Source organism: Gemmatimonadaceae bacterium (assembly GCA_035633115.1).
Lineage (GTDB): Bacteria > Gemmatimonadota > Gemmatimonadetes > Gemmatimonadales > Gemmatimonadaceae > UBA4720.
Map to the genome: position 1 here is coordinate 18355 of DASQFN010000058.1, position 24010 is coordinate 42364.

At 62.2% G+C, this 24010-nt stretch carries 28 protein-coding genes; 21 read left to right on the top strand and 7 right to left on the bottom strand.

The window, feature by feature from the left end:
- Nucleotides 1-65: 65 nt before the first annotated feature.
- Nucleotides 66-284: a hypothetical protein gene (locus VES88_07445; GenBank protein ID HYN81319.1), complete on the bottom strand. Its 219-nt coding sequence runs from the start codon at nucleotides 282-284 to the stop codon at nucleotides 66-68.
- A gap of 78 nt (nucleotides 285-362) precedes the next feature.
- Between VES88_07445 and VES88_07450 the strand changes: the two genes are divergently transcribed.
- The 8 genes from VES88_07450 (at nucleotide 363) to VES88_07485 (ending at nucleotide 7665) form a co-directional block, all read left to right on the top strand.
- A complete protein-coding gene (locus VES88_07450) occupies nucleotides 363-1304 on the top strand; it encodes an LD-carboxypeptidase (GenBank protein HYN81320.1) in 942 nt (313 codons plus the stop codon).
- Between the two features lie 303 nt (nucleotides 1305-1607).
- Nucleotides 1608-1970, top strand: a complete 363-nt coding sequence (locus tag VES88_07455) for a rhodanese-like domain-containing protein (GenBank protein HYN81321.1) — start codon at nucleotides 1608-1610, stop codon at nucleotides 1968-1970.
- On the top strand, nucleotides 1967-2824 hold the full coding sequence (locus VES88_07460; protein HYN81322.1) for an alpha/beta hydrolase: 858 nt from the start codon (nucleotides 1967-1969) through the stop codon (nucleotides 2822-2824). Before VES88_07455 ends, VES88_07460 begins: the two co-directional genes overlap by 4 nt.
- Complete coding sequence (locus VES88_07465) at nucleotides 2821-3426, top strand: CoA pyrophosphatase (GenBank protein HYN81323.1); 606 nt, start codon at nucleotides 2821-2823, stop codon at nucleotides 3424-3426. Before VES88_07460 ends, VES88_07465 begins: the two co-directional genes overlap by 4 nt.
- Nucleotides 3427-3535: 109 nt before the next feature.
- On the top strand, nucleotides 3536-4264 hold the full coding sequence (locus VES88_07470) for a metal-dependent transcriptional regulator (GenBank protein HYN81324.1): 729 nt from the start codon (nucleotides 3536-3538) through the stop codon (nucleotides 4262-4264).
- 42 nt (nucleotides 4265-4306) lie between these two features.
- Nucleotides 4307-4576 carry a type II toxin-antitoxin system prevent-host-death family antitoxin gene (locus tag VES88_07475; protein ID HYN81325.1) on the top strand — a complete coding sequence of 90 codons (270 nt, stop codon included), beginning with the start codon at nucleotides 4307-4309 and terminating at the stop codon, nucleotides 4574-4576.
- Nucleotides 4573-4959, top strand: coding sequence for a PIN domain-containing protein (locus VES88_07480; protein HYN81326.1), 387 nt, complete (start codon nucleotides 4573-4575; stop codon nucleotides 4957-4959). Before VES88_07475 ends, VES88_07480 begins: the two co-directional genes overlap by 4 nt.
- 66 nt (nucleotides 4960-5025) lie before the next feature.
- Nucleotides 5026-7665, top strand: coding sequence for an LpqB family beta-propeller domain-containing protein (locus VES88_07485; GenBank protein HYN81327.1), 2640 nt, complete (start codon nucleotides 5026-5028; stop codon nucleotides 7663-7665).
- A gap of 33 nt (nucleotides 7666-7698) precedes the next feature.
- Here the strand turns inward: VES88_07485 and VES88_07490 are convergent, their stop codons facing one another.
- Nucleotides 7699-8004, bottom strand: coding sequence for a hypothetical protein (locus tag VES88_07490; protein HYN81328.1), 306 nt, complete (start codon nucleotides 8002-8004; stop codon nucleotides 7699-7701).
- 68 nt (nucleotides 8005-8072) lie between these two features.
- Here VES88_07490 and VES88_07495 point away from each other — a divergent pair, with 68 nt between their 5' ends.
- The 4 genes from VES88_07495 to VES88_07510 are packed head-to-tail and all read left to right on the top strand — an operon-like array spanning nucleotide 8073 to nucleotide 12324.
- A complete protein-coding gene (locus VES88_07495) occupies nucleotides 8073-8879 on the top strand; it encodes an ABC transporter permease (GenBank protein ID HYN81329.1) in 807 nt (268 codons plus the stop codon).
- Nucleotides 8879-10063, top strand: a complete 1185-nt coding sequence (locus tag VES88_07500) for an FtsX-like permease family protein (protein HYN81330.1) — start codon at nucleotides 8879-8881, stop codon at nucleotides 10061-10063. Before VES88_07495 ends, VES88_07500 begins: the two co-directional genes overlap by 1 nt.
- Nucleotides 10060-10785 carry an ABC transporter ATP-binding protein gene (locus VES88_07505; GenBank protein ID HYN81331.1) on the top strand — a complete coding sequence of 242 codons (726 nt, stop codon included), beginning with the start codon at nucleotides 10060-10062 and terminating at the stop codon, nucleotides 10783-10785. The genes VES88_07500 and VES88_07505 overlap by 4 nt, the downstream gene beginning before the upstream one ends.
- Before the next feature lie 3 nt (nucleotides 10786-10788).
- On the top strand, nucleotides 10789-12324 hold the full coding sequence (locus VES88_07510) for a hypothetical protein (protein HYN81332.1): 1536 nt from the start codon (nucleotides 10789-10791) through the stop codon (nucleotides 12322-12324).
- Between the two features lie 94 nt (nucleotides 12325-12418).
- On the opposite strand, the gene VES88_07515 is transcribed toward VES88_07510, so the two are convergent.
- Nucleotides 12419-13090 (bottom strand): hypothetical protein, encoded by a 672-nt coding sequence (locus VES88_07515; GenBank protein ID HYN81333.1) that lies wholly within the window; start codon nucleotides 13088-13090, stop codon nucleotides 12419-12421.
- 80 nt (nucleotides 13091-13170) lie between these two features.
- Between VES88_07515 and VES88_07520 the strand changes: the two genes are divergently transcribed.
- The 4 genes from VES88_07520 to VES88_07535 all read left to right on the top strand — a co-directional run bounded on the left by VES88_07520 (nucleotide 13171) and on the right by VES88_07535 (nucleotide 17241).
- Nucleotides 13171-14016, top strand: coding sequence for a DUF72 domain-containing protein (locus tag VES88_07520; protein ID HYN81334.1), 846 nt, complete (start codon nucleotides 13171-13173; stop codon nucleotides 14014-14016).
- A gap of 15 nt (nucleotides 14017-14031) precedes the next feature.
- Nucleotides 14032-14727 carry an SURF1 family protein gene (locus tag VES88_07525; protein ID HYN81335.1) on the top strand — a complete coding sequence of 232 codons (696 nt, stop codon included), beginning with the start codon at nucleotides 14032-14034 and terminating at the stop codon, nucleotides 14725-14727.
- Nucleotides 14724-16658: an acyl-CoA dehydrogenase family protein gene (locus VES88_07530; GenBank protein HYN81336.1), complete on the top strand. Its 1935-nt coding sequence runs from the start codon at nucleotides 14724-14726 to the stop codon at nucleotides 16656-16658. Before VES88_07525 ends, VES88_07530 begins: the two co-directional genes overlap by 4 nt.
- 76 nt (nucleotides 16659-16734) lie before the next feature.
- Nucleotides 16735-17241, top strand: a complete 507-nt coding sequence (locus VES88_07535; protein HYN81337.1) for a hypothetical protein — start codon at nucleotides 16735-16737, stop codon at nucleotides 17239-17241.
- A gap of 19 nt (nucleotides 17242-17260) precedes the next feature.
- On the opposite strand, the gene mgtE is transcribed toward VES88_07535, so the two are convergent.
- Entirely contained in the window at nucleotides 17261-18703 is a 1443-nt protein-coding gene (mgtE, locus tag VES88_07540) for a magnesium transporter (protein ID HYN81338.1), read from the bottom strand.
- A complete protein-coding gene (locus VES88_07545) occupies nucleotides 18703-18933 on the bottom strand; it encodes a heavy metal-associated domain-containing protein (GenBank protein ID HYN81339.1) in 231 nt (76 codons plus the stop codon). Before VES88_07545 ends, mgtE begins: the two co-directional genes overlap by 1 nt.
- A gap of 123 nt (nucleotides 18934-19056) precedes the next feature.
- Here VES88_07545 and VES88_07550 point away from each other — a divergent pair, with 123 nt between their 5' ends.
- Nucleotides 19057-19452, top strand: a complete 396-nt coding sequence (locus VES88_07550; protein ID HYN81340.1) for a hypothetical protein — start codon at nucleotides 19057-19059, stop codon at nucleotides 19450-19452.
- Here the strand turns inward: VES88_07550 and VES88_07555 are convergent.
- Complete coding sequence (locus tag VES88_07555; protein HYN81341.1) at nucleotides 19449-20783, bottom strand: putative glycoside hydrolase; 1335 nt, start codon at nucleotides 20781-20783, stop codon at nucleotides 19449-19451. The genes VES88_07550 and VES88_07555 overlap by 4 nt on opposite strands.
- A gap of 37 nt (nucleotides 20784-20820) precedes the next feature.
- Between VES88_07555 and VES88_07560 the strand changes: the two genes are divergently transcribed.
- The 4 genes from VES88_07560 to VES88_07575 all read left to right on the top strand — a co-directional run bounded on the left by VES88_07560 (nucleotide 20821) and on the right by VES88_07575 (nucleotide 23121).
- Nucleotides 20821-21762 (top strand): hypothetical protein, encoded by a 942-nt coding sequence (locus VES88_07560; GenBank protein ID HYN81342.1) that lies wholly within the window; start codon nucleotides 20821-20823, stop codon nucleotides 21760-21762.
- On the top strand, nucleotides 21759-22271 hold the full coding sequence (locus tag VES88_07565) for an acyl-CoA thioesterase (protein ID HYN81343.1): 513 nt from the start codon (nucleotides 21759-21761) through the stop codon (nucleotides 22269-22271). Before VES88_07560 ends, VES88_07565 begins: the two co-directional genes overlap by 4 nt.
- 154 nt (nucleotides 22272-22425) lie before the next feature.
- Nucleotides 22426-22830 (top strand): DUF2203 domain-containing protein, encoded by a 405-nt coding sequence (locus VES88_07570; protein HYN81344.1) that lies wholly within the window; start codon nucleotides 22426-22428, stop codon nucleotides 22828-22830.
- Nucleotides 22831-23121: a hypothetical protein gene (locus tag VES88_07575; protein HYN81345.1), complete on the top strand. Its 291-nt coding sequence runs from the start codon at nucleotides 22831-22833 to the stop codon at nucleotides 23119-23121. It begins immediately after the preceding gene.
- Nucleotides 23122-23237: 116 nt separating this feature from the next.
- Here VES88_07575 and VES88_07580 read toward each other — a convergent pair whose 3' ends face one another.
- Complete coding sequence (locus VES88_07580; protein HYN81346.1) at nucleotides 23238-24002, bottom strand: sugar phosphate nucleotidyltransferase; 765 nt, start codon at nucleotides 24000-24002, stop codon at nucleotides 23238-23240.
- Nucleotides 24003-24010 lie beyond the last annotated feature (8 nt).

Below are 24010 nucleotides of genomic sequence, written 5' to 3' on the forward strand. Positions count from 1 at the left end.
CGCAGTTTTTACCCTAACCGCAGAACAGGGATCGCCCCGCCGCGGCGCGTGAACTCCTTTGCGAGCTACGTCTGCTTCAGCTGCTCCGGGTCAGGATCGGCGTCCCGGCTCTCGCCCCCGAGCGGAGTTGTTCCACTCGAACGGGGATTCTGGAACGCATCATCACCCGATTCGGTCATGCTCTCCTCGCGATTCCGCGAAGTTGGCGGGCCTTCCTTCTGTGACTTCCCCTCGCCCTCTGCCACGGGATTACGAACGCCCTTCCCCTTTTTGCCGCGTGCCACGCTAGCCTCCGCTATGTAAAGCACTGTCAGAGGTCGCAACGCACGTGCCACGAAACATTGTGATTGGCGCAACGAGCCGTGCGCCAATACTTTGCGGCGCTCATGCAGCCCTCGATCTTCGGTGCGGTTCAGCCACTTCGCGACGGCGCGCGCGTCGCCCTCATCGCCCCTTCCGGCGTCATCAGCCGCGCCGAGGACATCAACCGGGCGCTGGAAAATGTCCGTTCGTTCGGCTGGGTCCCTGTGCTGGGCGACCACGTGTCTTCCCAGCTTGGCTATCTCGCCGGAAGTGATGCCGATCGCCTCAAGGACATAAACGCAGCTTTTGCCAGCGATGACATCGACGCGGTCTGGTGCATCCGCGGTGGCTACGGATCGATGCGACTGCTCGCTGACCTCGACTACCTAGCGCTGCGCCGCCGAAGAAAACCGGTGATCGGATTCTCCGATCTTACGGCACTCCACTCCGCAATTCACAGGAAGAGCGGGCTGGTAACGTTTCACGGTCCCACGGCGCGCGCGAGGCTGACGGATTTCTCGCGCGAGTCGCTCCGGCTCGCGCTCGTTGACCAGCGGGACCCATGTGGCATCGTCGATGACGCGCGCGTGTTGCGGCCCGGCCGCGCGAATGGCCGGATAATCGGCGGTAATCTCGCGCTCATCACCGCCCTTCTCGGAACGCCGTTCGCACCGAACTTCGAGGGCGCAATTCTGATCGTGGAGGATGTAGGCGAAGCGGTCTACAGGATCGACCGCATGTTGAGGCATCTCATTCTCGCTGGTGCGCTCCAGCAGTGCGTCGCGCTCGTAGCCGGCAACTTCCGCCCGCCGAAAAATGAAAATTCCAGGGACAATCGCGCGCTCGATGACGTCCTCGCCGAGGCAGCAACGCGCGCCGGAATTCCGTGCCTCGCCGGCGCGCCCTTCGGGCACATCTCCGACCAGTGGACGATTCCACTCGGTGCGATAGGCGAGCTCGACACCGACGTCCCGAGCCTCCGGGTTCTTCCCGCGAGCTGAGTCTCGGTGTGGCTTGATTTCGATGTGGCCGGTACATCTGTGCGCTTGCCACAGAATCACAGAAACGCAGAAGATAATGGACACTCGACAAGCATCGAGGTAGAGCTCTATCTGTCATTGAGTTGAACTCAGCTTGGCGGTCGAGGGCGTGGTCGGGCGAGCTGTTCCCCTAAAATCCCTTTTCTGTGTTTCTGTGATTCTGTGGCAGGCGCACAAATGCAGGGCCGCGGAACATTGCGTTGAAGCCGCGGCCAGTGGATGATTCACCAAATAACGACCGCGAATGCAGGAGGCGACGACCAAATGGCCCACAAATCCGGCACCGACCTGATCGAGGAAGCGAAGCAGCGCGTCAGGGAAGTCACTCCAGCCGAAGCGATGCAGATGCGCGCGAGCGACCCGTCGATTGTCTACCTCGACGTCCGCGAGCCGAATGAGTGGAACCTCGGACGCATTCCCGGTGCACTGTTCATCGCGCGCGGGAATCTCGAGAGCCGAATCGAGTCGACCATCCCGCGCGAAAAAAAGATCATCATCTACTGCGCACGCGGGAATCGCTCCGCGCTCGCCGCCGACACGCTGCAACAAATGGGTTACAGCGATGTCGCCTCGATGTCCCAGGGATTCATCGGGTGGGTGGACGCCGGAGGGGAGGTCGAGGGTTGATCGAGACGGAACCGTTCGAGCTCACCCGTGAGCGGCCCGGTGGGGGAAAGCCGCTGGTCGTCCGCGGCGAAGCATATCATCCCGAATCCGCGCCGAGCACCCCTCATACTGTCGTGATCTGCCACGGGTTCAAGGGCTTCGCGCACTGGGCATTCTTCCCATATCTCGCGGGGGAAATTGCCGAGTCGGGAATGCGGGCGATCACGTTCGACTTCTCCGGAAGCGGCGTTGGCCCCGACCGCGAGAACTTCAGTCAGCTCGACGAGTTCACGACCAACACATTCACGCAGGAGCTCACGGACCTCGATCAGGTCGTGGCCGAGGCCCACCGCCGGGGATGGATCGAAAACGGGTTTGGATTGTTCGGCCATTCGAGGGGTGGGGGCGTCGCAATCCTGCACACCTCACACGACCGGAACGTCAAGGCGCTGGTCACGTGGGCTTCGATATCGAGCACTTTCAGATGGTCGGACAGCGATGTTGCAGCATGGCGCCAGCGTGGTTACAACGACATCCATAACTCGCGCACTGGCCAGAACATGCGGCTTGGTACTGCGATCCTCGACGAGGTCGAATCACTTGGCAAAACAAAGCTGGATATCTCTTCCGCCGCGCGCCGAATTGCCGTCCCCTGGCTCATCGTGCACGGCGAGGCCGACGAGACCGTTCCCGTCAAGGAAGGGGAGCTTTTGCACGAGATGTCGCCCGGCCGATCGACTCTCTGGACAGTGGAGGGAGGGAATCACGGATTTGGCGCAAGTCACCCGGTGACCAATGCACCGTCCACGCTCGCACTCGTTACGAGTGGCACCGTGAAGTTCTTCGCCGAGCATCTCGGTAGCTCGACGGTGTGAGCTCGCTCGACCGACTTCGCCAGCACCCGGATATAGCACGGCTCAAAGAGCGAATCGGGAGTTACCAGCCAACCGAGGCGGACGAGCCGGGCGTTCGCCGCGCTGCAGTAGCTCTCATTCTACGCCTTGGCGCTCCGCTCGACGAGCCGGAAATTTTTTTCATTCAGCGGGCGGATTACGAGACCGATCCCTGGAGCGGCCAGGTTGCGTTCCCCGGAGGAAGAGAAGAACCCGGCGACACGTCTCTTTTTGACACAGCCGCACGGGAGACATTCGAAGAAACAGCGATCGACATTCGGCGGGACTCCGAAGTCATCGGCCAGCTGGACGACTTGAGGCCGCGCACCGTCCGACTGCCTGACGTGGTAGTGAGGCCCTACGTCATCCTCATTGGTGAGCACTCCGATCCGGTGTTGAGCGATGAGGTTGCGGCAAGCTTCTGGGTTCCTCTGACCACCCTCAGGAACGACCGAGGATGGCGCGACACTGTGGTGACCGCCGGCGGCGTGGAATTCACCCGGCGGGCATTCCATCACGGAGGGTTTGTCGTATGGGGTATGACCGAGAGAATCGTGTCGCGCTTTCTTGCTGCGATTGGATAGCTCATTGATGCAAGCACCTAAGTTAGCCCTTGCCAAAAAAATTAGGTTCTCCTAAAATCTCGCTGCCACCAGTTCCGGCAGAGCACGGCCGCCAAAGGAGCAGCCGCTTGTGAGGAGTACGAAGCGCACCGAACTCGAGAACGTTGCCTCAGGTGGGGATGCTCTCACCGGGCCGGTAGAGGATTATTTGAAGGCCATCTACGCGCTTGGCGGCGGCACCGGTGCGGTGGCGACAAATGACATCGCCCAGCGGCTGGAACTGGCTCCCGCGTCGGTGAGCGGAATGGTGCGCCGGCTCGCCGATCAGGGACTTCTCTCCTACGAGCCTTATCGCGGTGTTAAGCTGACCGACAAAGGACGTCGTGCCGCGCTCCGGACATTGAGGCGGCACCGTGTCATCGAGTCATACCTGTCGAGCGCACTGAAATATCCGTGGGACCGCGTTCACGCCGAGGCGGAGCGGCTCGAGCATGCGGCATCCGACGAGCTGGTGGACAGGATGGCTGCGGCAATCGGTGAGCCCGAAGTTGACCCGCATGGCGCGCCGATTCCCTCGCGCGACGGAGTGGTGGATGAAACGGAGTATTTTCCGCTTTCCGAGCTCGCCGCCGGACTCGGAGTGCGAGTGGTGCGAGTGAGCGACGAAGATGCGGAGATGCTGCGCTATCTCGGCGAGCTGGCAATTACACCTGGAGCTGAGCTCCTGATCGTGTCGAAGGCGCCGTTCGATGGACCGATCACGCTGCGAATCGGTTCGGTTCTTCACTCTATCGGGCCGGCCCTCGCGGCCAAGGTGCTGGTAGAACCCTTGGCGGAGATCGACGCTCCGTCGCATTAGGTTCGGGGTTGACTAGTCTGACTAGTCATCGTAAAATCGGATATGCGAAATACCTATTCTCTCTACGAAGCCAAGGCAAAGTTCTCGGCGATCGTTCGCAAGGTGCGCGAAGGCCAGCCTGTCATCGTTACACTTCACGGCGAGCCCGTGGTTGAAATCCGGCCGATCGGAAAAACCAAAGGAATCGAAGCGCGACTCAGGGAACTCGAGGAACGAGGCGTCCTCATTCCCGCGGAAAATCCTCACGCGAAGATTACACCGGGAGAGCATGTTCCCGGTGCTCTGAAGCGATTTCTGGAAGATCGCGATTGATCAGTACCGCGTACGTCGATACTTCATTTCTCGTCTCGATTGCGTTCAATCAAAGCGGTTCTGCGGTTCTCTCCCGCCGTATCAATTCATTTGAAAACTTGATATCATCGAACCTTCTCGAAGCGGAATTTCAAGCTGCATTTGCGCGCGAGGGGAGAGTCGTAAATCGCGCCAGCTTGACGCGAGTTTCATGGATTCTGCCGGAGCGACCGCTCGTGGACGAAATTGCCCGGGTGCTGGAGCATGGATATGTCCGGGGTGCCGACTGCTGGCACCTGGCGACCGCGCTGTATTCCGCCGCTCAGGAGCCATCGTCGATCTCGTTCCTGACCCTCGATAGTCGACAAAGAACCATCGCGCGAGCGCTCGGCTTCGCCGCGTAGTCGCTGAGCACGAGCCATCGGCGATTTCGCTGGCGTGTTCCCGGGAACACTCCCACATTCTGAAGCATGACCAGTCCAGCGGAACGACTCACAGCCGCGCTGTCGGACCGCTATCGAATCGAGCGCGAGCTCGGTCAGGGTGGGATGGCGACGGTATACCTCGCCGACGACATCAAGCACGGCCGGAAAGTCGCGGTCAAGGTCGTACACCCGGAGCTCTCCGCAGTGCTCGGCGCCGAGCGGTTCCTGTCGGAGATACATGTAACGGCGGCGCTCCAGCATCCGCACATCCTGCCGTTGTTCGATTCGGGACAGGCGGAAGGTCAGCTGTTTTACGTGATGCCCTTCGTCGACGGCGAATCGCTGCGCGGGCGCTTGAATCGCGAGCGACAGCTTCCGATCGACGAAGCCGTGCGCTTTACGCGCGAAGTTGCCAGCGCGCTCGACTACGCACACCGCCACGGCGTAGTGCACCGCGACATAAAACCGGAAAACATTCTCATCCACGACGGACAGGCCGTGGTCGCAGACTTCGGCATCGCGCTCGCCGTCAGCCACGCCGGGGGTGGCCGACTCACTCAGACGGGTCTTTCACTCGGCACTCCGCAGTACATGAGCCCGGAGCAGGCGACCGGCGAGCGTGAGATAGACGCACGAAGCGACATCTATTCGTTGGGTGCGGTGACATACGAAGCTCTCACCGGAGAGCCGCCGTTCACCGGCCCGAGCGCGCAAGCGATCGTGGCGAAGGTCATAACAACCGAGCCGCGTCCGCTGGCGACGCAGCGGAAATCGATTCCGCCGCATGTCGAGGCGGCGGTGCTCAAGTCGCTGGAGAAGATGCCGGCCGACCGTTTCGCGACGGCCGCGGAGTTTGCCCGTGCACTTGGTGACGCGACTTTCTCAGCCCCCACGGTAGCTGCGACGAGTGCGCGGTCTGCGGCGAGAAGGACGACTCTGCGCTGGCGGGAGATCGCGATCGGTGCGCTGGCGCTGTCGCTCGTTCTCGCCATGGTCACCGGATGGCAACTGCTTTCGCCAGAGCCTGTCCGAGCTGTCAATCGATTCAGCGTGCACCTCGACCAGAACGCCATCAGCCAGTCAACCGATGCTCCAGCAATTTCCCCGGACGGGAAATACATGGTGTACTCGAACGACGAAGGCCAGCTGATGCTGCGGGACCGGAGCCGGCTTCACGCGGTGGCAATTCCCGGAACGGATAATGGATGGGCGCCGTTCTTTTCACCCGACGGGAAGACAATGGCTTTCTTCACCGGGTTTCCCGGAGCGCTCAAAACCGTCCCGATTGCGGGCGGTCCGGCAACCACTCTTCTCGCGGACTCCACCTATGGAAATGGCGGGACGTGGAGCGACGACGGCTGGCTGTACTTCAGCAGATCGTCTGCCGGCAGTCTTTCCCTGATGCGCGTCCGGCCGGAAGGTGGAAAAGCCGAGCTGGTTGCCCGGCCGGACACCACGAGAGACGAGCTCTTTTTCTACTGGCCGGAGGCGCTGCCGGGCGGAAAGACAGTTCTTGTGGGCGTCTGGAGACGCAAGGGTGCTCCGGATATTGGCGCGGTGGACGTGAAATCGGGTGCAGTCCGTGTGTTGACGCGGGGAGTGCGAGCGCTCTACGCATCGTCGGGGCACCTGGTGGTTTTGCAGACCGACGGATCACTCACCGGCGCTGGCTTCGACCCGAAGACGCTGGAGGTGGATGGCGAGGCGACTCAAATCGTGACCGGTATTCATTTCAGCGGCCCGGGCAAGGCGCCGATAGCGTTGTCACGTGAGGGTACCCTTCTTTACGAAGCGTACGAGCCGGTAAACCAGGTCGTGAGGGTCGGCCGGGACGGTACCGCGAAGCCCGTTGATCCCGCGTGGACGGGCCGCTTCAGCCATCTCGCAGTTTCCCCCGACGGCTCACAGCTGGCCGTGACAGTCTCGATGGGCTCACGCGCCGAGCTGTGGGTCAAGGTTCTCGACGCCGGGACTTTGACCCGACTCTCTGGTGAGGGAACCTACAGCTATCGCCCAACCTGGTCTCCGGACGGCCGGTCGGTGTTATTCGTGTCAGACCGGAACGGTCGTTCCGCCCTATACCGGATGGCTGCTGACGGGAGCGCGCCTTCCGAGCTTGTCGCCGCCGAACCGCGGGGTGTGGACGAGGGCGTATCATCGCGCGACGGCCAGTCGTTCCTCCTTCGAGTGGGATCGGGCGGAGGGCGCGACATATTCGTCAAGGCGGGCGAAACCGCGAGCCGCGCGCTCGTTGCGGGAGATGCGGAGGAATATTCGCCCGCGCTATCGCCCGACGGACGATGGCTCGCGTACGGCTCCGACGAATCCGGCCGGTCGCAGGTTTATGTGCGTCCATTTCCCGACGCATCGCGCGGACGCTGGCAGATTTCCCGGGTTGGTGGAACGGAGCCAGTGTGGTCACCTGGCGGCGGGGAGCTCTTCTATCGCAATGCGACAGGCAACCTCGTGTCCGTTGAAGTCGGGGGAGGCTCTGATTTCCGGGTGACATCGGAGCGGACGTTGTTCTCTGCCCGGGACTATACATCCGACACACGCAGCCGCGCGTACTCAGTCGCGCCTGATGGAAAATCCTTCTACTTCATCAGCACTCAGCCGGGAAATCCGTCACAGATGGTCGTCGTCCTCAACTGGCTCGAGGAGCTGAAGGCCAAGGTCGGGCGGTGAGCGGGCCGTTGAACTGGTTCGAGGAGCTGAAGGCTAAGTCGCGTCGCGGCCGACGACCGAGTGTGCCTCCGCATTTGCGGAGCTGTCGGCAAGGAGCTTCGTGGTAAAGCGCTGACCTTCGGAAATTCGCTCCACCTCGAGAGCAATGGCGTCCACCGCAGTGGCGAGATGGTTCAGCCGCTCCTCGACCCTCGCCTGCGCTGCCGGGTCGCCCGAGCCCATTCGCTGCGCCCGTTTGTCGATCCAGTTGTAGAGGACCGCTGCGCCGGAGATGATGAACACGATCGAAATCGCGGTGGGCGCGACGATCTCGAGAATCTGGATTACTTCAGGATCCATGGTGTAACTACGCTGGCATTACCCGGAGGATTCAGCAAGTCGGGGAAACGGGCGACTAGCTTTAACGCGTGATAATACAGTTTCTGGCGGTCGCCTTTCTCCTCCAGGCGCCGCAGCGCACAATCGCAATCGATGAACGCCTGGCGGCGGATGCGAAGCTTTCCGTAGGCGACAGGGTCATCCTCTCGGCAACGCCGGAATCTTCGACGGGCGACACGGTTGTAATCGCCGCGATTGTAAAGCGCGGGAACGATCCTGCCGAGGTGGCACGGAGCGAGTTTCGCATTCGGCTGCATCTCGATCACCTCCAGTCGCTCGCGGGTTACGGCGACAGAGTCGACAGGTTCGCGGTCGCGGCGCGTGGCGAGGCGGCGACGCAAAAGGCGATCGATGCAATCAATTCCGCGGCGTTTGGATTCCAGGCTCACCGTTCGAAGGACATCGCTGTCGCGACGTCGAAGACTTTCCAGGTCGTAAGCCGTTTTCACAAGGCGATTGGCGTCATCACCATCGTCGCCAGCGCGATCTTTCTGCTCTGCATCATGCTCCTGAAGGTCGAGGAGCGGCGGAGGGATGTCGCTGCGCTTCGGCTGATGGGCATCTCGCGCCGGACCGTGATGCGAGCCGTGGTGATCGAGGCCGCCCTCCTCGCGCTCGTCGGGAGCGCGCTCGGGGTCGGTGTCGGCTGGGTGGGCTCGCAGTTCGTCAACTGGTATTACCGCGGTGTTTACCGGACGCCGTTGTCATTCTCGATCATTACACCGGACATCGTGACGCTGGCGGTGACGCTCTCTCTGGTGCTTGGCATTGCGGCCGGGATTCTCGCGTCGCTCCGTCTGGTGCGCACGCCGCCCCTCGTTCTCTTCGGGCGCTGATGCCGTTCACACTTGCATGGACGTCGCTCAGGCGTCACGGCACGCGAACATTGCTCGCGATGCTCGGCGTGGCAGTTGCCGCGGCGATGTTGCTCGACATGGTGATGATGTCCACCGGCATGCGCGAATCGTTTCGCAAGCTCCTCTTGTCACGTGGATTTCAGATCCGGCTCGCTCCCAAGGGAACGCTGCCCTTCGACACCGATGCGACAATCGAGAACACCAGCGGAATCATCCGGGTTCTGCGGCAGAATCCCGACTTCACAACGATCAGTGCAGTGCTCGGCGGAACGATTCACATTCCGCGCGGCGATCGAGTCATCACGAGCTCGGCACTTGGACTGGACCCGCGCGTTCAGGGCGACTACGAGCTGCTTTCTGGAAGAGATCCGCTTGCACCGAACGAGATCGCCGGCAACGCCGATTTCATTCAGGCAACGGGCGCGCGCTTCGGTGACACGCTTACAGTCGCGAGCGGGTACGATCCGCAGACAAGAGAGTATTCGGGCTCACGGAAGCTCGTTCTCACCGGGCAGGTTCGTTTCCTTTTCGGTGCGGCGCGCCAGCGTGCGGCGGCCATGCGTCTGGCGACGCTTCAACAGATGAGCCCCGATAAGGCGGACGACGCATCGCTGTTCATGATCCGCGTGCGCGAGGGGGTCGACGTCGACTCGGCATACCGGTGGATCAAGGGCAAGGTTTTCACCGTCAACGTGATCTCGACCGAGCTGGCTCTCGACCAGGTGGACGAGCGCCTCCGCTACTTCCGCCAGCTGGCCGTGATACTCGGCAGCGTGAGCCTGTTCGTCGGGTTTCTCCTTGTCACTACACTCGTGACGGTCTCGGTCAACGAGCGCATCGGCGAGATTGCTGTCATGCGCGCCCTCGGGGTGTCGCGTGCTCACATTGTTCAGCAGATCGTCCTCGAAGGCGTGGCGATCAGTCTCGTCGGAGCTTTCGCCGGCTTGTTGCTGGGACTCGTCACCGGCCGGTACCTGAATGGAATTCTGACATCGTTCCCGGGGCTGCCGGAGGCAATCGACTTCTTCCTCTTTCAGCCGAAGTCAGCGTGGACGGCGCTCGGGCTGCTCGCTCTCTCGGGAATTGCAGCCGGCGTCTACCCGTCGTTTCGCGCCTCTTCATTGCCCATCGCGACGACTCTGCGTGAGGAGGCGATCGCGTGACGAGCATCGAAAGCCCGAGGCAGGCGGCGATGAGCAGTTCGGGTGAGCGGCCCACAGTCGTCGAAGCGCGGGGCCTGACGCGGAACTACGCCTTCGGCAAGGAAGTGGTCCACGCGCTGTGCGGCGTGACATTCGATGTGCCGGCGGGCGACTATGTGGCCATCGTCGGTCCATCGGGCTGCGGAAAGTCGACCCTCCTGAATCTGCTCGGCGCAATCGACCGGTCCACACAGGGATCGGTTGTGATCAACGGCACCGACGTCGCGCGAATGACGGATCGCGACGCAACCTCGTTTCGCCTCCGCAACATCGGGTTCGTCTTCCAGCGTTTCTATCTTATGCCCACGCTTTCGGCTCGTGAGAACGTGGAGTTGCCAATGGCCGAGGCAGGGATTTCGAAAGCGGATCGCCAGGCGCGGGCGAGGGAGCTGCTTACCTATGTGGGTCTGGCTCACCGCGAGCGACACCGGCCGTCCGAGCTGTCGGGCGGCGAGCAGCAGCGAGTGGCAATCGCGCGCGCACTCTCCAATCGTCCCGCAATCCTTCTTGCCGACGAGCCGACAGGAGAGCTGGATGCGCGGACAGGCGCGGAAATAATCGCGCTTTTCGGCCGGCTGAACCGCGACGGCACCACACTCATCGTTGTGACGCACGATGAAGAGCTCGCAAGTGCCGCGAAGCGCAAGATCCACATGCGCGACGGACTGATCGTCGACGGCTGAGAGATGATTTCGCTTCTCGCGTTCCGAAACATCGTTTATCGGCCGTGGCGGTCGGTCCTTCTGTTTTTTGGATATGGCGTTGGCGTGTCAGTGATGATCGTTCTGCTCTCGATTGGCGAGGCGCTGCTCTCACAGGCCCGCGACGAGAAGCTCATCGGAGGCGGCTCCATCACAGTCCTGCCGCAGGGAATCGACGTCGAGGTGATGAAAACCGGAGGTGTGGGCGGGCTCTTCTTCTCTATAGACCACAGTCGGTTCATCTACCGGCAGCTGCTGGCGTCGCCCCGGCTGACTTCGCTCGTGTCAGGCGTCGCACCCCAGATCGACGGTCGCGTGCTCTATATGGTCGTGGGGCCAGGTCAGGAATACACCGTGCGCGCCGCTGGCGAGATACCCTCGGCCAACGCGAAAGTAAATGCAGCCCCCGACTTGACCGCCGGTAGCTGGACCGACGACGAAGGCGACCGAAAGTGGATTTCTCCCACGCTCGCCGAGCTGCGCCACGAGATAGATCGCTTTCATTTCCCTCCCGACAGCATCGCAAACCCCGACAGCTGGGCGGAATGGCACTACTTCAACGTCCTCTCGGCTGACCGGAAGCGGTGGGCATTCATTTCCCTTATTGTCGCCGGAGACGTCAGGGCCGGCGACTGGGGTGGAAGCGTGACGATCACTTTGCGCGACGAAGGTCGGGCATCCAGGAAGTTCGTTTCGTACATCCCGCGAGAACGTGTGCGATTCTCGACCAGCGAGGCAGACCTTCGGCTGGGCACGTCGATGGTCTCAGTGGACGGCAATGGCAATTACATAGTTCGCGCGACAGCGGCGGAGGAAAATGGAGGGGCGGGCGGCACCATCAACGTGTCGCTCGTCGTGACGCCGAGCCGTGGGGCGTATTTTCCCGGCGCGACTTATACATCGGGTGATTTCGTCTCGGGCTATACGGTTCCGGGGCTGCGCGCCTCGGCGACTGGTCAGATCTGCGTCAGTGGTGAATGCGAGCGTTTCGAGAACGCACAGTCGTACCACGACCACAACTGGGGAGTGTGGCGGGGAGTCAGCTGGGACTGGGGGGCGTCGCGCGCCGGCGCCTATACAATATTGTATGGCCGGGTAATCGGGCCCGAGCGCCAGGGCAGCGCGACGCCACTTCTGGTCTACCTCGTGGACTCGCTTGGCTTCCGATCCGTGTTCCGTCCGAAGAATGTCGCTTACGAGGACAATCGCGAGATCGTGATCAATGGACGCAGAGTTCGCGTTCCCTCGAGAGCCGCCTTTGCCGACGTGCGCGGAGATGACACCCTTCGCGTCGAGCTCTCGATCGAGGACGCAATCGGTACGGACACTCGTGTTCAGTCGGGCATCGCCACGCCTTTCGTCGGCCGGAAGGAAAGCGAGAGGCCGGCAGTTCTGACGGGTGTCGGCGACCCGAGGAATCCCTACTTCATCCAGATGAAGGGGACGGCGCGCATTTCCGGCCGCGTTGGCGGTTCGCCCATCGCCGGAACCGGCAGCGGGTTTTTTGAGACTTACCGGTGAAACCCATTGAACGGATAAACGGATCAGAAACAGGAAATGATCTGAAGAATAGGTTCCTGTTTCTGATCCGTTCAATCGGTTTTATCCGTTCTTTCTAGAGTCGCTTATCGGTGGGATCTCGTCCCGGTACCGAAGCGGGATTGTTGTCGATCCGGTCCTTTACGTTATCGACCGCATCGATGACGCGATTCGTCCCTCGTCGGGCCGTGTCGCTGAGGCTGTCGGAGAGATTCTCGGTCGAATTCTCGAGTCGGTTCATCCGCTCCCGCGTGGTCACCGACGAAAGATTCCGGCCGTACGCCTCTTCAGCGTATGGCCGCACAGTCGTCCAGTCCCCGTGACGCGAGCGAAGATCGTTGCCCCATCCCTTCTGCAGGTCGGGCTCGACCTCGTCGAACGTTCTTCCGCTGTAGTCAGGGTTCAGGCTGGCGATGTGCCCCAGCTGATACGCCGGACGGACGTCGTCGTATCTCCTGTCGGCGATCCGGTCGGACCGTTTCTCGAAGCTATCACGGAAGTAGGTGTCGTCGTCGGTCGTGAAGTGATGGGCGGCATCCGCCACTGCGCGTCCGGCCCACCATCCGCCAACTGCGCCAGCGATTCCACCAATGATCGTTCCGATCGGACCGGCCGCTGAACCTATCGCGGCGCCGGCTACCCCTCCTGAGACTCCACCAACAGCCTCACCAACATCGTCGCCAATGCCCGGGCGGTCGTCTGGTAACACGCCGCTTTTCAGCGGCTCGAGATTGTCCTTGCGGTCCATAACTCCTCCTTGGGAATCAAATTCGCAGATCTGCACTGCATCGACCCGATAAAGGGCAATTTCGAGACCAGATTGTTCTCTTGACATTGCACGACGCGACGAGCCGATTCACGACCGTGAACGATCACATTTACGTCGGGACGCAGGGCTGGAACTACGAGGCATGGATCGGCCCATTCTACCCGGCGAACACGAGGCCGGCCGACTTTCTATCGGTGTACTCGCGCGCCTTCGATTCGGTCGAAGTGGATTCAACCTTCTATGGGGTGCCTGCCGCTACGACGCTCGACTCATGGGCGCATCGCACGCCGCCGGGATTCGTGTTCTCGCTCAAGATGCCGCAGGAGGTGACGCACGAGCAGCGGCTCCGCAATGCCACGGGAGTTTCCGGGCAATTCTACGAGCGGATCCGCGAGCTGGGCGCGAAGCTCGGGCCCGTTCTCGTTCAGCTTGGACCGGACTTCGAGCCCAACGAGCTCCCGGCGCTCGTCGACTTCATCGGCCGCCTGCCCGATGACATCCGGTTCGCGGTCGAGTTTCGCCATCGCGGCTGGATCACCGAGGGAATCCTGGCACTCCTGCGCGACCGGAACATTGCGCTCGCACTCGTCGAGGGCCGGTGGATTCCCCGCAGGACGATGCTGGCGCTCACGCGCCGGCCCACTGCGGACTTCATCTATGTCCGCTGGATGGGGCCGCACCGCGATCTGGTCGACTATTCACGGGTGCAGGTGGATCGCTCGCGCGAAATCGAAGCATGGACCAATGCGATGCTGGAGATCGCCGGTCAGGTGAAAGCTGTCTACTGCTACATCGCCAACACTTTTACCGGCCATAGCCCATCCACCGCGCGCGACCTCCAGCGGAGGGTGGGGCAAACCCCGGTCGATCCGGAGAAGCTGGGCGAGCAGTTGTCGCTGTTCTAGTCCGTACATTGAGGGATGAAAGTCGGCTCCAGTCTGGTCGTACTGGTTGCAGTCGTTGTCACGGCTGTGTTCGTTCGCCTTGGGCTGTGGCAGCTCGACCGCCTGCATGAGCGGCAACGCGTGAACGCCGGCCTGGCGAGCCGGGCAGTGGCCCCGCCGGTGCCGATTTCACAGTTGCCCACCGATACAGCCAACGCGCATTATCGTCGCGTTTCCGTGCAGGGTGCCTACGATTACGCCAATGAAACGGTCCTTACTCTGAGGTCGCGCGACGGGTCGCCGGGAGTCAACATAGTCACGCCCGTGCGGCTTCCATCGACCGACACCGCCGTGCTCGTCGTACGGGGATGGGTCTACTCGCCGAACGGAATGACCGTGGATCTCACGAGGTGGCGGGAGGCGCCAGAGCTCAACGGAAGCGGGTTCGTGGAAACGTATCCGCCCGCCCGACAGGGAGCTAACGCGTCGCCGAGTCACAGCAATGCATACCGCTGGCTCGATCGGCAGGAGCTGGAGAAGCGCTTTCGCTATCCCCTCAAGCCGTTCTACGTCGTGCTGACATCGCCACCGGCCGATACGACGAAGGACACGCCCCCTCGTCTGAACGTCCCGCCCATGGACGAAGGCCCGCACAAGTCCTACGCAATTCAGTGGTTTTCCTTTGCGGCCATCTCTATTATTGGAACAATCCTCTTTCTGAGACGGAAATGACCGAGCACGCCGAAGCGCTCGCCACCGAAAAAGAAGCGCGCGACGTCGCCGAATCGGCGCGCGAGACGGAGTGGGTGCACCCGAGCTTCGCTCGCGAGCTCTACCTCGGCCGGTTTCGTCTGGATCTGATCCATCCGCACCCGCCGGAGGATGAGGCAGAAGCGGCTCGCGCAAAACCGTTTCTCGACAAGCTCGCCGACTTCATGGCAAGAGTGAACTCGGAGGAGATCGATCGCACCGGAGAGATTCCGGAATCGCTGGTGCAGGAGCTCCGCGACATGGGCGCGTTCGGAATCAAGATTCCGAAAGAATACGGCGGCCTCGGCTTGTCGCAGATGACTTACATCCGCGCGATGGAGCTGGTTACGTCAAAGGACGGCTCGCTCGTCGCCCTTCTGTCCGCGAGCCAGTCCATCGGCGTCCCTCAGCCGCTCAAGCTCTTCGGTACCGACGATCAGAAGCGACGATTCTTCCCGCGCCTGGCGAAAGGCGCAATCTCGGCTTTTGCTCTCACCGAGGTGGACGCCGGCTCGGATCCGGCGAACATGCGCACCACCGCGACACCAACCGGCGATGGCGAGCATTTCGTAATCAACGGCGAAAAGCTCTGGTGCACTAACGGAACGCGCGCCGAGCTGTTCGTCGTCATGGCTCGTACACCAGATCAGGAGGTGAAGGGGGAAAAAGTAAAGCAGATCACGGCGTTCATCGTCGACTCGGCCATGCCTGGCGTGGAGGTGAAGCATCGCCTGAGGTTCATGGGACTGAAGGCGATCGAGAACGGCGTCATCCGCTTCGACAACGTGAAGGTTCCGCGCGAGAACATTCTGTGGGGTGAAGGCAAGGGTTTGAAGCTCGCGCTGATTACGCTCAACACCGGGCGGCTCACGCTTCCCGCGGGAGCAACCGGCGGCGCGAAGGCGATGCTGCGGGTCGCGCGAAAATGGTCGATGGAGCGAGTGCAATGGGGCCAGCCGATTGGCAAGCACGAAGCCGTCGCACAGATGATCGCGAAGATGGCCGCGAATACGTTTGCGATGGAAGCAGTAGCCGAGCTCGCGACCGCCCTGTACGAGCGTGGGAACTACGACATCCGGTTAGAGGCGGCGATCGCCAAGCTCTATAACACTGAGCACGGCTGGAGAATCATCGACGACACCCTGCAGATTCGCGGAGGTCGCGGCTACGAGATGGCCGAATCTCTCGCCCGGCGCGGCGAGGAGGCGATTCCGGTGGAGCGCGCGATGCGCGATTTCCGCATCAATCTCATTTTCGAGGGATCGTCCGAGATCATGAGATTGTTCATCGCACGCGAAGCGGTGGACCATCACTTCAAGCTGGCGTTCGACATCGTGAAGCCGGAGTCGTCGATGAAGGAGCGGCTGAGCGCGATGGCGAAGTCGACGCCCTTCTATCTCACGTGGTACCCGTCGCGGTGGGTCGGCACCGGACAGCTCAAGCGGTACGGCGAGTTCGGCAAGCTTGCCACGCACGTGCGGTTCATCGAGCGCAACACTCGCCACCTCGGCCGATCGATCTTTCATGCAATGGTGAGGTACGGGCCAAAGCTCGAGCGGAAGCAGGCGGTGCTGTTCCGCGCCGTGGACATCGGTGCCGAGCTGTTCGCAATGTCAGCAGCGTGCGTCCGCGCCGAGATGCTCGCAAAGAAAGGTCAGACGGGAGCGGTCGCGCTTGCGGATACGTTCTGCAGAGAGGCGCGGCTCAGGGTGCAGGAGCACTTCAGGAATCTCTACGGCCCGAACGACGCCAATCTCTACAAGCTTGCGATGAGCGTTCTCAAGGGAGAGCACGCGTGGCTCGAGCAGGGCATTGCCGCCTACGGAACCGAGATGGGACTGCCCCTCGCGCCAATCGCGCAGGAAGATTCACTGCGCCCATCCGAGCGCGGAGTGCTGGCGGGTATTCCCTGAACTTCCCGGGCATCTATGACAGAAGGTCCGAATCTCTTCGAACCTTCCGTCATAGATGCCCGGGCCGGAGGCCCTCATGAAAGTTCTCTGCATTCGCGCGTGTATCGGTCTCATCGGTGTGCTTGCCACCGCGTGCGGCACGGACGACAAGCGGGCGGCCGCCGCCGACACGACGACGACAATCGTCAGAGACGCCACGACGAGCGACCTCCGGACCTACACCCTCGACATGGACAAGATGCGCCGGTACGCGGCCGCCGCGAAGGCGCTCGACGACGAGTCGAAGCGGAATCCGTCGGTCGTGATTGACGTCAACATCGGCAAGGAGCCGATATCCGAATCAATCGCGACAGTCGAGAGGAATGACTTCGTCACCGACTTGCTGAAGCGCGCCGGGACTACGCCAAGAGATTTCGTGATGACCATGGGCGCATATCTCCAGGCCGCGACGACCTCTGCTGCGCTCGACGCAAACCCGAACGCGCGCATTCCGGAGGGTCAGAACGCCGACAACGTGGAATTCGTGCGGTCGCGCCGCGTTGAGATCGACAAGATCATGAGCGACGCCGGGCTCGGTCAGTAGCGCCGGCCGGAACCAGCCGCTACAGCAAAGTTCCACGCAGAATAAAAACAGCTGCGTAGAAGTAGATCACGAGGCCAGTGACGTCTACGAGAGTCGCTACGAACGGCGCCGACGCGCTGGCGGGATCGAAGCCCGCCCGGCGCAGAATGAACGGAAGCATCGAACCTGCAAGAGAGCCGAATGTGACCACTCCGAGCAGGGCCACACCCACCACCGCGGCGACGAGCAGATAGTGCTGTCCATAAGTCCCGGGCCAGATGAGCTCCCAGACCACGATGCGGATAACGCCAAGGAGTCCGAGGATCGTGCCGAGAACGAGCCCTGTCGGTAGCTCGCGCGCGGCGACACGCCACCAGTCGCGAAGCCGAACTTCGCCGAGGGCCATTGCGCGGATGATCAGCGACGTGGCTTGCGATCCCGAGTTGCCGCCGGAGCTGATGATCAGTGGAATGAAAAGGGTCAGCACGAGCGCGCTGGCCAGCTCCGCCTCGAATCCCCGCAGCACCGACGCAGTCATCATCTCCCCGAGCAGCAGCACTGAAAGCCATCCGGCGCGCTTTCCGATCATCGAGAAGAAACCGATCTGAGTGTAGGGCTCGTCGAGCGCAGTCATTCCGCCGAAGCGCTGCACATCCTCGGTGTGCTCCTCCACGAGCGCGTCGATTACGTCGTCCACAGTGACTACACCAAGTATTCGGTGGTCGGCGTCCACCACCGGCAGAACGACGAGGTCGTATTCTGAAGTGAGGCGGGCCGCCTCCTCACGGTCCGCCGTCGGCGGCACCGTCACTACTTCCTCCCACGCCACGTCGCGCACGAGCGCGCCTTCGGGAGCAGCCAGCAGCTCGTGGAGTGACATCACCCCTTTGAGCTTGCCGCTCGCGTCGGTCGCGTAAATCGCGTGCATCGCTTCGCGCCGTCCCGCCCGGGCAATGCGGCGCACCGCCGCGAGTGCTTCCTCGACACGAGTATCTTCCGAGACCGATACGAACTCGGTCGTCATCAGCCCACCTGCGCTGTCGGGCTCGTAGGCGAGAAGCCGCTCGGTCTCCTGGCGCGCCTGCTCCGGGATCTCTGAGAGAATCTCGTCGGCGCGGTCCTCTTCCATCTCCTCGAGGACGTCGGCGCGGTCGTCCGGCGTCATCTGAGTGACGAGCTCGGCCGCCTGGCGGGTCGTCATCGCCTCGAGGATTTCGCTGCGGAGATCCTCGTCTAGATATTCGAGTACGTCGGCCGCCCGCGCGGCTGGCAAAGCGCTCAACAGCTCGGCGACACGACCGCGGGGCAGGGCCTCGGCTACGTCAGCGAGGTCCGCCGGGTGCATCTCCTCGGTCTCCGCGGCAAGGCTGCCGGGAGCTTCGTCGAGCAGGCTCAGGATGTCCGGTGCGAGCAGCGCGGCCACCCCCCGCATCTCATGTCCGCCCGATGGCGTGTGCAGGGGAGTGTGCCGGGTGTCTTTCATCACACCACCGGCAGAGCGCGGCGGTCGTCGCTGAAGCTCACGACTTCGTAGCCCGCAATTGAGATTGCTTCGGCGATGGACTCGTGGCTGGCGGTCCCGTCATGGTCGACAACGGCGCGGCCAATCGAGACGTCGGCGCGCGAGACTCCCTGCACCCCACCCAGCGCGGTGAATACCGCCCGAACGCAGTGGGCGCAGGTCATGCCGGCAATGCTAGCGGTGGTGATCATCGGCCTCAATATATGTAAAACGGATTTCATGGATGTAGCGCATCAGAGACATCGATCGGATAATGCTTGTCACCTGGCCAAGTGCAATCTCGTATCGTTATAAGAGGATGAAGGGGGATTGAGATGAAAGACACCTCACCAGGCGAGCCTCGCTTCGGCGAGCCTCCGGAAGCTGCAACGCGACAGGTTGCGGCGGGTGACTGGAACCGAGCAGACATCGATGCTGTGCCCCAACCGACTCCGCGGCGCGAGCGGCTCTTCTCGCGCAAGGTGATGATTGGCTGGGCGCTATTCGCGATCGCAGCCTATTTCGGTGTTCAAGCCGCGACGAGCGCGGTGAAGGCATCAGTCAGGGAAGCCGTCAGATCAGGCGTACTCTCGTCGGCGACGCAGACGAAGGATCGCATCGTGATCGAGACTCCCGATGGTAAGCGGGTGACGATCAGTCGCAAGCGTCCCGGTCCGTCCGCCGAGATAATCAGAACGCAGCCCTCGGCGCCCGAGCAGAAAAAGCGCTAATCGTCGCTCGGTCGCGCTGCCGGCACAGGCGGATTCTTTGCCCGGCTCACGAGCGTCTTCTCCAGCGCGGGCACGAACAGATCGTACTGCGACCCCGGATGCCACAACACCCAGCCCTCATATCCCGAGTCGTAGACAGCGCGCTTCTGCTGCTCGATCTCCGCAGCCCCGTAGCGCGGCTGGCCGAGGGTAAATGCCTGCAGCCATGGGCGGACGCGCTGACCAGTGATTCCCACGGCGGCGTTACGCTCGCGAGCGCGTGAGATCGCGATGTGAATCACCCTGTACGGATCGGCGTTTGGGCGCGGGATGCCGAAGGAGCCCCGCGGGTAATGCGACGGGTAAACCATCGGCAGCAGCACGTCCACGGATTTCGTGAGCGGTTCCCAGGCCTGACCGACCTCCAGCGCGCCGTTGACAGTCGTCACCAGGCCGAAAATATCGGCCGTGGTTCGCACCCCGTACTTGTCCAGTCGCTTCTTCGCCGCGTTCAGAAACTCGGCGAGCGCCTGTGACTTCGTTCGCCCGTTTGATTCGGGGAATACCTGCGCGGGAAGACTCTTGTAGGGCTCGGGGAATCGAATGTAATCGTACTGAATCTCGCCGAAGCCCATCTTCGCGGCCTCCTCGGCGACCCGGAAGTTGTACTCCCAGATTTCGTTCGCATAAGGATTCACCCACGCGAGCCCCTTGTGATCGCGCCAGGCTGAGCCGTCGTTCCTGCGAATCGTGTGCTCGGGATTGGCGCGAGCGGCCACCGAATCCTTGAACACCACGATGCGCGCGACCGGGAGAATTCCGTGCGCGTTCAAGGTGTCGACCAGCGCCTTCAGGTTCGCCACCTTGGCTGTTGCGCCCTGATTCTTCTGTAGAAGCGGATCGCTCGAGTGGAAATTCAGACCGAACTCGTCCTTGATGTCGATCACGAACGCGTTGATCTCGGTCGAATCGGCAATGCCGATGAGACGCCCCATCTTCTTGGTGCTCTGTGCCGCGAACCGATTGATGTAGAGGCCGCGGATTGGCGCCGAGGGATCGCTGCGAAGCTTCCGAACCTCGGCCGACCCCGGCCCCGGGGGCAGTGCAGGTGTGGCACCGCCGGCTGCCTGTGTGGACCCGGTCGCCGCGCCGGGCTGAGTGGAGCCCGGTGCCGCGATTGCCGAGCCGGCGCCGACCACCGAGGAAGCGATCGAGTCGGTGGCGGCCTGCGTTGCGGCGGCGTCGCGGCTTCCGCCACATGCCGGGAGAGCCAGAAGAGACAGGATACCGAGCAGCGGACGTCTGAGAGCTGAGGCCATCTGGATGTCGTTGTGAAGGTCGGAAAATTTCAAAGGGTCAATCAGGGATGATGCACTATATTTGCCACTGATGCGAATCCTTCGTTGGCTGCTCATTGTACCCCTTGCGGGCTGTTCGTTGCCCGAGCCCAAGCCTCCCGCCGCCGAGTTTCTGGTGGCTGACGGGAGCTCGACGTATTGGGTCAAGAGCGGGCCGGCCGGAATCCACGCGCGGGTTTCTCCGCTCATACTGACGCGCGCCGGAGGGCGGTTTTACGAGGTGTACGTGGGAGAGAGCACGCGCTCGTACGAGTACGCTCTTTTCTCGGGCGAGCCGATCTACCGTCGCGATCTCGTCACCAACGAATTGACGCTTCTCTGGCAGGACGAAAGAATAAGCGCCTGGGAGCGGGCGTACCTCGCAGCTAATCCTTCGGCCAGACTGCTCGACCCGGACGAAGAGAGCGAGGATGTGTCGCTGTTCGCTACCGGTGAATCGGACATTCTCGGAGTCGTCGGGCCATTCGTTCTCTATACGCATCGCTCGAATCTCGAGAATCTGCACAGCCATCGCGCGGACACGGCGCGCGGGGTGATCGACGTCCGGATCGCCAAGTCGGTGCCGATTGCCGCGCTGGCGACCGACACCGCCGCGATATCCGACGGAGGAGTGCACGAAAAGGGCGGCCTCCGATGGCGTCACGCGGGCTACGATGTTATCGCGCGTCTCGACACGGCGCGGAATCAGACGCAGGTGATGCTGCGGGATTCTCGCAACAACCAGTGGCCGCTGGGATACGTGAAGTCTCCTGTCCCGCGGATATTCTGGCTCGATGAGAAGCGTGTGGACGCGCGCGTACGGTCGGCCATCGGGGACGCTTTCGACGGAGCACTTTCCGATGAAGATCTGACGCAGCTCGCATCGCGTGGCCTGCAGCGCGGGCAGCGCGGGCAGCGGGGGCAGCAGGGGCAGCAGGGGCAGCAGGGGCAGCGCGCCGCATCACTTCGACGCCCGGCGAAGCAGCTGCAGTGACCGCCGCCGCCACGTCGCGGACGGTCAAGGAAACGCAGCACGAGACATCGCAGCTCATGATGCCTCAGCACTCGAACAACCTGAACAACGTCTTCGGCGGAGTCATCCTCGCGATGATGGATACCGCGGCCGCGGTCTCCGCAATCCGCCACGCTCGAATGACCTGCATGACGGTTTCCGTCGACCGCGTGGATTTCCGCGAGCCGATCTACCTTGGCGACCTGGTGATCATGAAGTGCAGCCTGAACTTCGTCGGCAGGACATCGATGGAAGTTGGCGTCCGGGTGGAAGCCGAGCATCTGCTCACCGGGGTCAGGCGGCACACCAACTCCTGCTACCTGACGTACGTGGCAGTCGACGCGGCGGGACGGCCGGCGGAAGTTCCGCGGCTGGTAACCGAGACTCCCGATGAGATTCGGCGCCACGAAGCGGCGAAGGAGCGAAGGCGCAGACGGCTCGAGGAGAGGAGAGACGAAGAAGGATCTCGCGAGGGTCCGTCAGCCCAGTAAGCTCAAAGCCGTCTACGGTTTTCTCGGTGTTCTCCTCCCATGCACGCTGGATTAGATGATCTGGAAGGCGCGGCCTGAAGTAGTTGGGCCGGTCGAGTCCTCGCGCACCCCGCCCATCTTGACGCCGGGCACGTAGCCTGACCAGAGTTCGCGCATGCCACGATCGTTCTCTGTCGACGAAGCGAATCGGATGCTCCCGCTCGTCAAGCGCATCGTGAGTGACGCGGTGCGCGACTACTGGCGGTGGCAGGACACGGTGCGCGAGTTCGAGGTTGCCGCGCTCCGCAGCAGTCCGGAGCAGCCCGATCAGGCGGCCGAGGAGCTCCAGGCGAAGGCGACTAAGCTCGCGGAAGAAATCGACGGGTACATGGCTGAGCTGCAGAAGCTCGGCGTACTGTTCAAGGGGTTCGGCACCGGGCTGGTGGATTTTCCGGGAGAAATCGACGGCCGGCCGGTGCTTCTATGCTGGCAGCTGGGCGAAGAGAGTGTACAGTACTGGCACGAGGAAAGTGCCGGATTCATTGGGCGACAACCATTGCCGGAGCTCCAGGTAAACTGAATGGCAGACGACATCAGGGAATTCGTTGGGCCCGACGGAACGAGATGGGGATTTCAGGTCAAGGTGCCCGGCTCGAGCAACGCGATGGTTGTGTTCCATCACCCCGGTGGAAAAACCGCGCGGCTCGATCGCTATGCATGGCACCAGTGGCACGGACCCGAGGCTCGCAGCGTCACTGCGTCGCTGAGCAAGGAATCGGTGATGAAGGCGCTCACGCCGCCGGTCCTGGCACTGTTGTTCAGGCGGTCGATGCCCATCTCTGCTTCCCGCGACGGTCCGGCGGTTCAATAGCGTTTTCGCGAGGTCCGTCGGATTCGCGCGAGGGTCCGTCGGTTCAGTGAACGCAGGCCGCGCGTTCTCGATCGTTTCGTTCAGCAGACTTGGGCAGAGAACACCGAGAAGACCTTTTACAGGTTAACTGCAACCCCTCTCAAGTGCTCCGCCACTCCCGCGATGTCCGCCCTCGTTGAGAGATCCAGGACTGGTTCCGAGATCTTTACCACTCTGAATTGCATGGAGTGGTGTGCAATCGCCCAGTGGACCGCCTGAGGCAGCTCGTATTCGCCTCGCGCTGAGAGCGGGACACCGCGGCACGCGGCGAAGATCTCCGACGTGAATAGAAAGCAGTTCATGCTCGAGTAGATGGGTGTTCCCGCTTTGAGCATCTCTTCATTGGGCGCGACGAGAATGCGCCGCAGGTACCCGCCTTCGTCTATGTCGAGCGCGCCAAATCTCGACGTTCGCTCGGCCGACACGTTGCCGCTCCGGACCAATGTCTCACGGTCGAACGCGGCGATCGCCGGCTCGCGCAATCGATGCAGCTCCTCGAGCGCAACCGATGGATAGTAGTTGTCCGAGTTGAGGACCACGAAGCTGTCACCGGCCGCAAATTCTTCGGCAGAGAGCACCGCGTTGGCTGTCCCGAGCGCGCGCTCCTGCACGGCGAAGCGAACCCGGATGCGCGTTGGAATCATCTCGCGCTCGTAATGATCGCGCACGCCCTGATGCTCCGGCCCGATGACGAGGCACGCGTCGGTGAATCCCGCGTCAGCAACTTCAGTGAGCACGTAGTCCAGAAACGGCCGGCCAATCGGAATCATCGCCTTGATCCCAAGCGATGCAGCAGCAGCCTGCCCCCCTTCGAGACGTGCTTCCTCATCCGCTTTTCGCATGCGGGTCC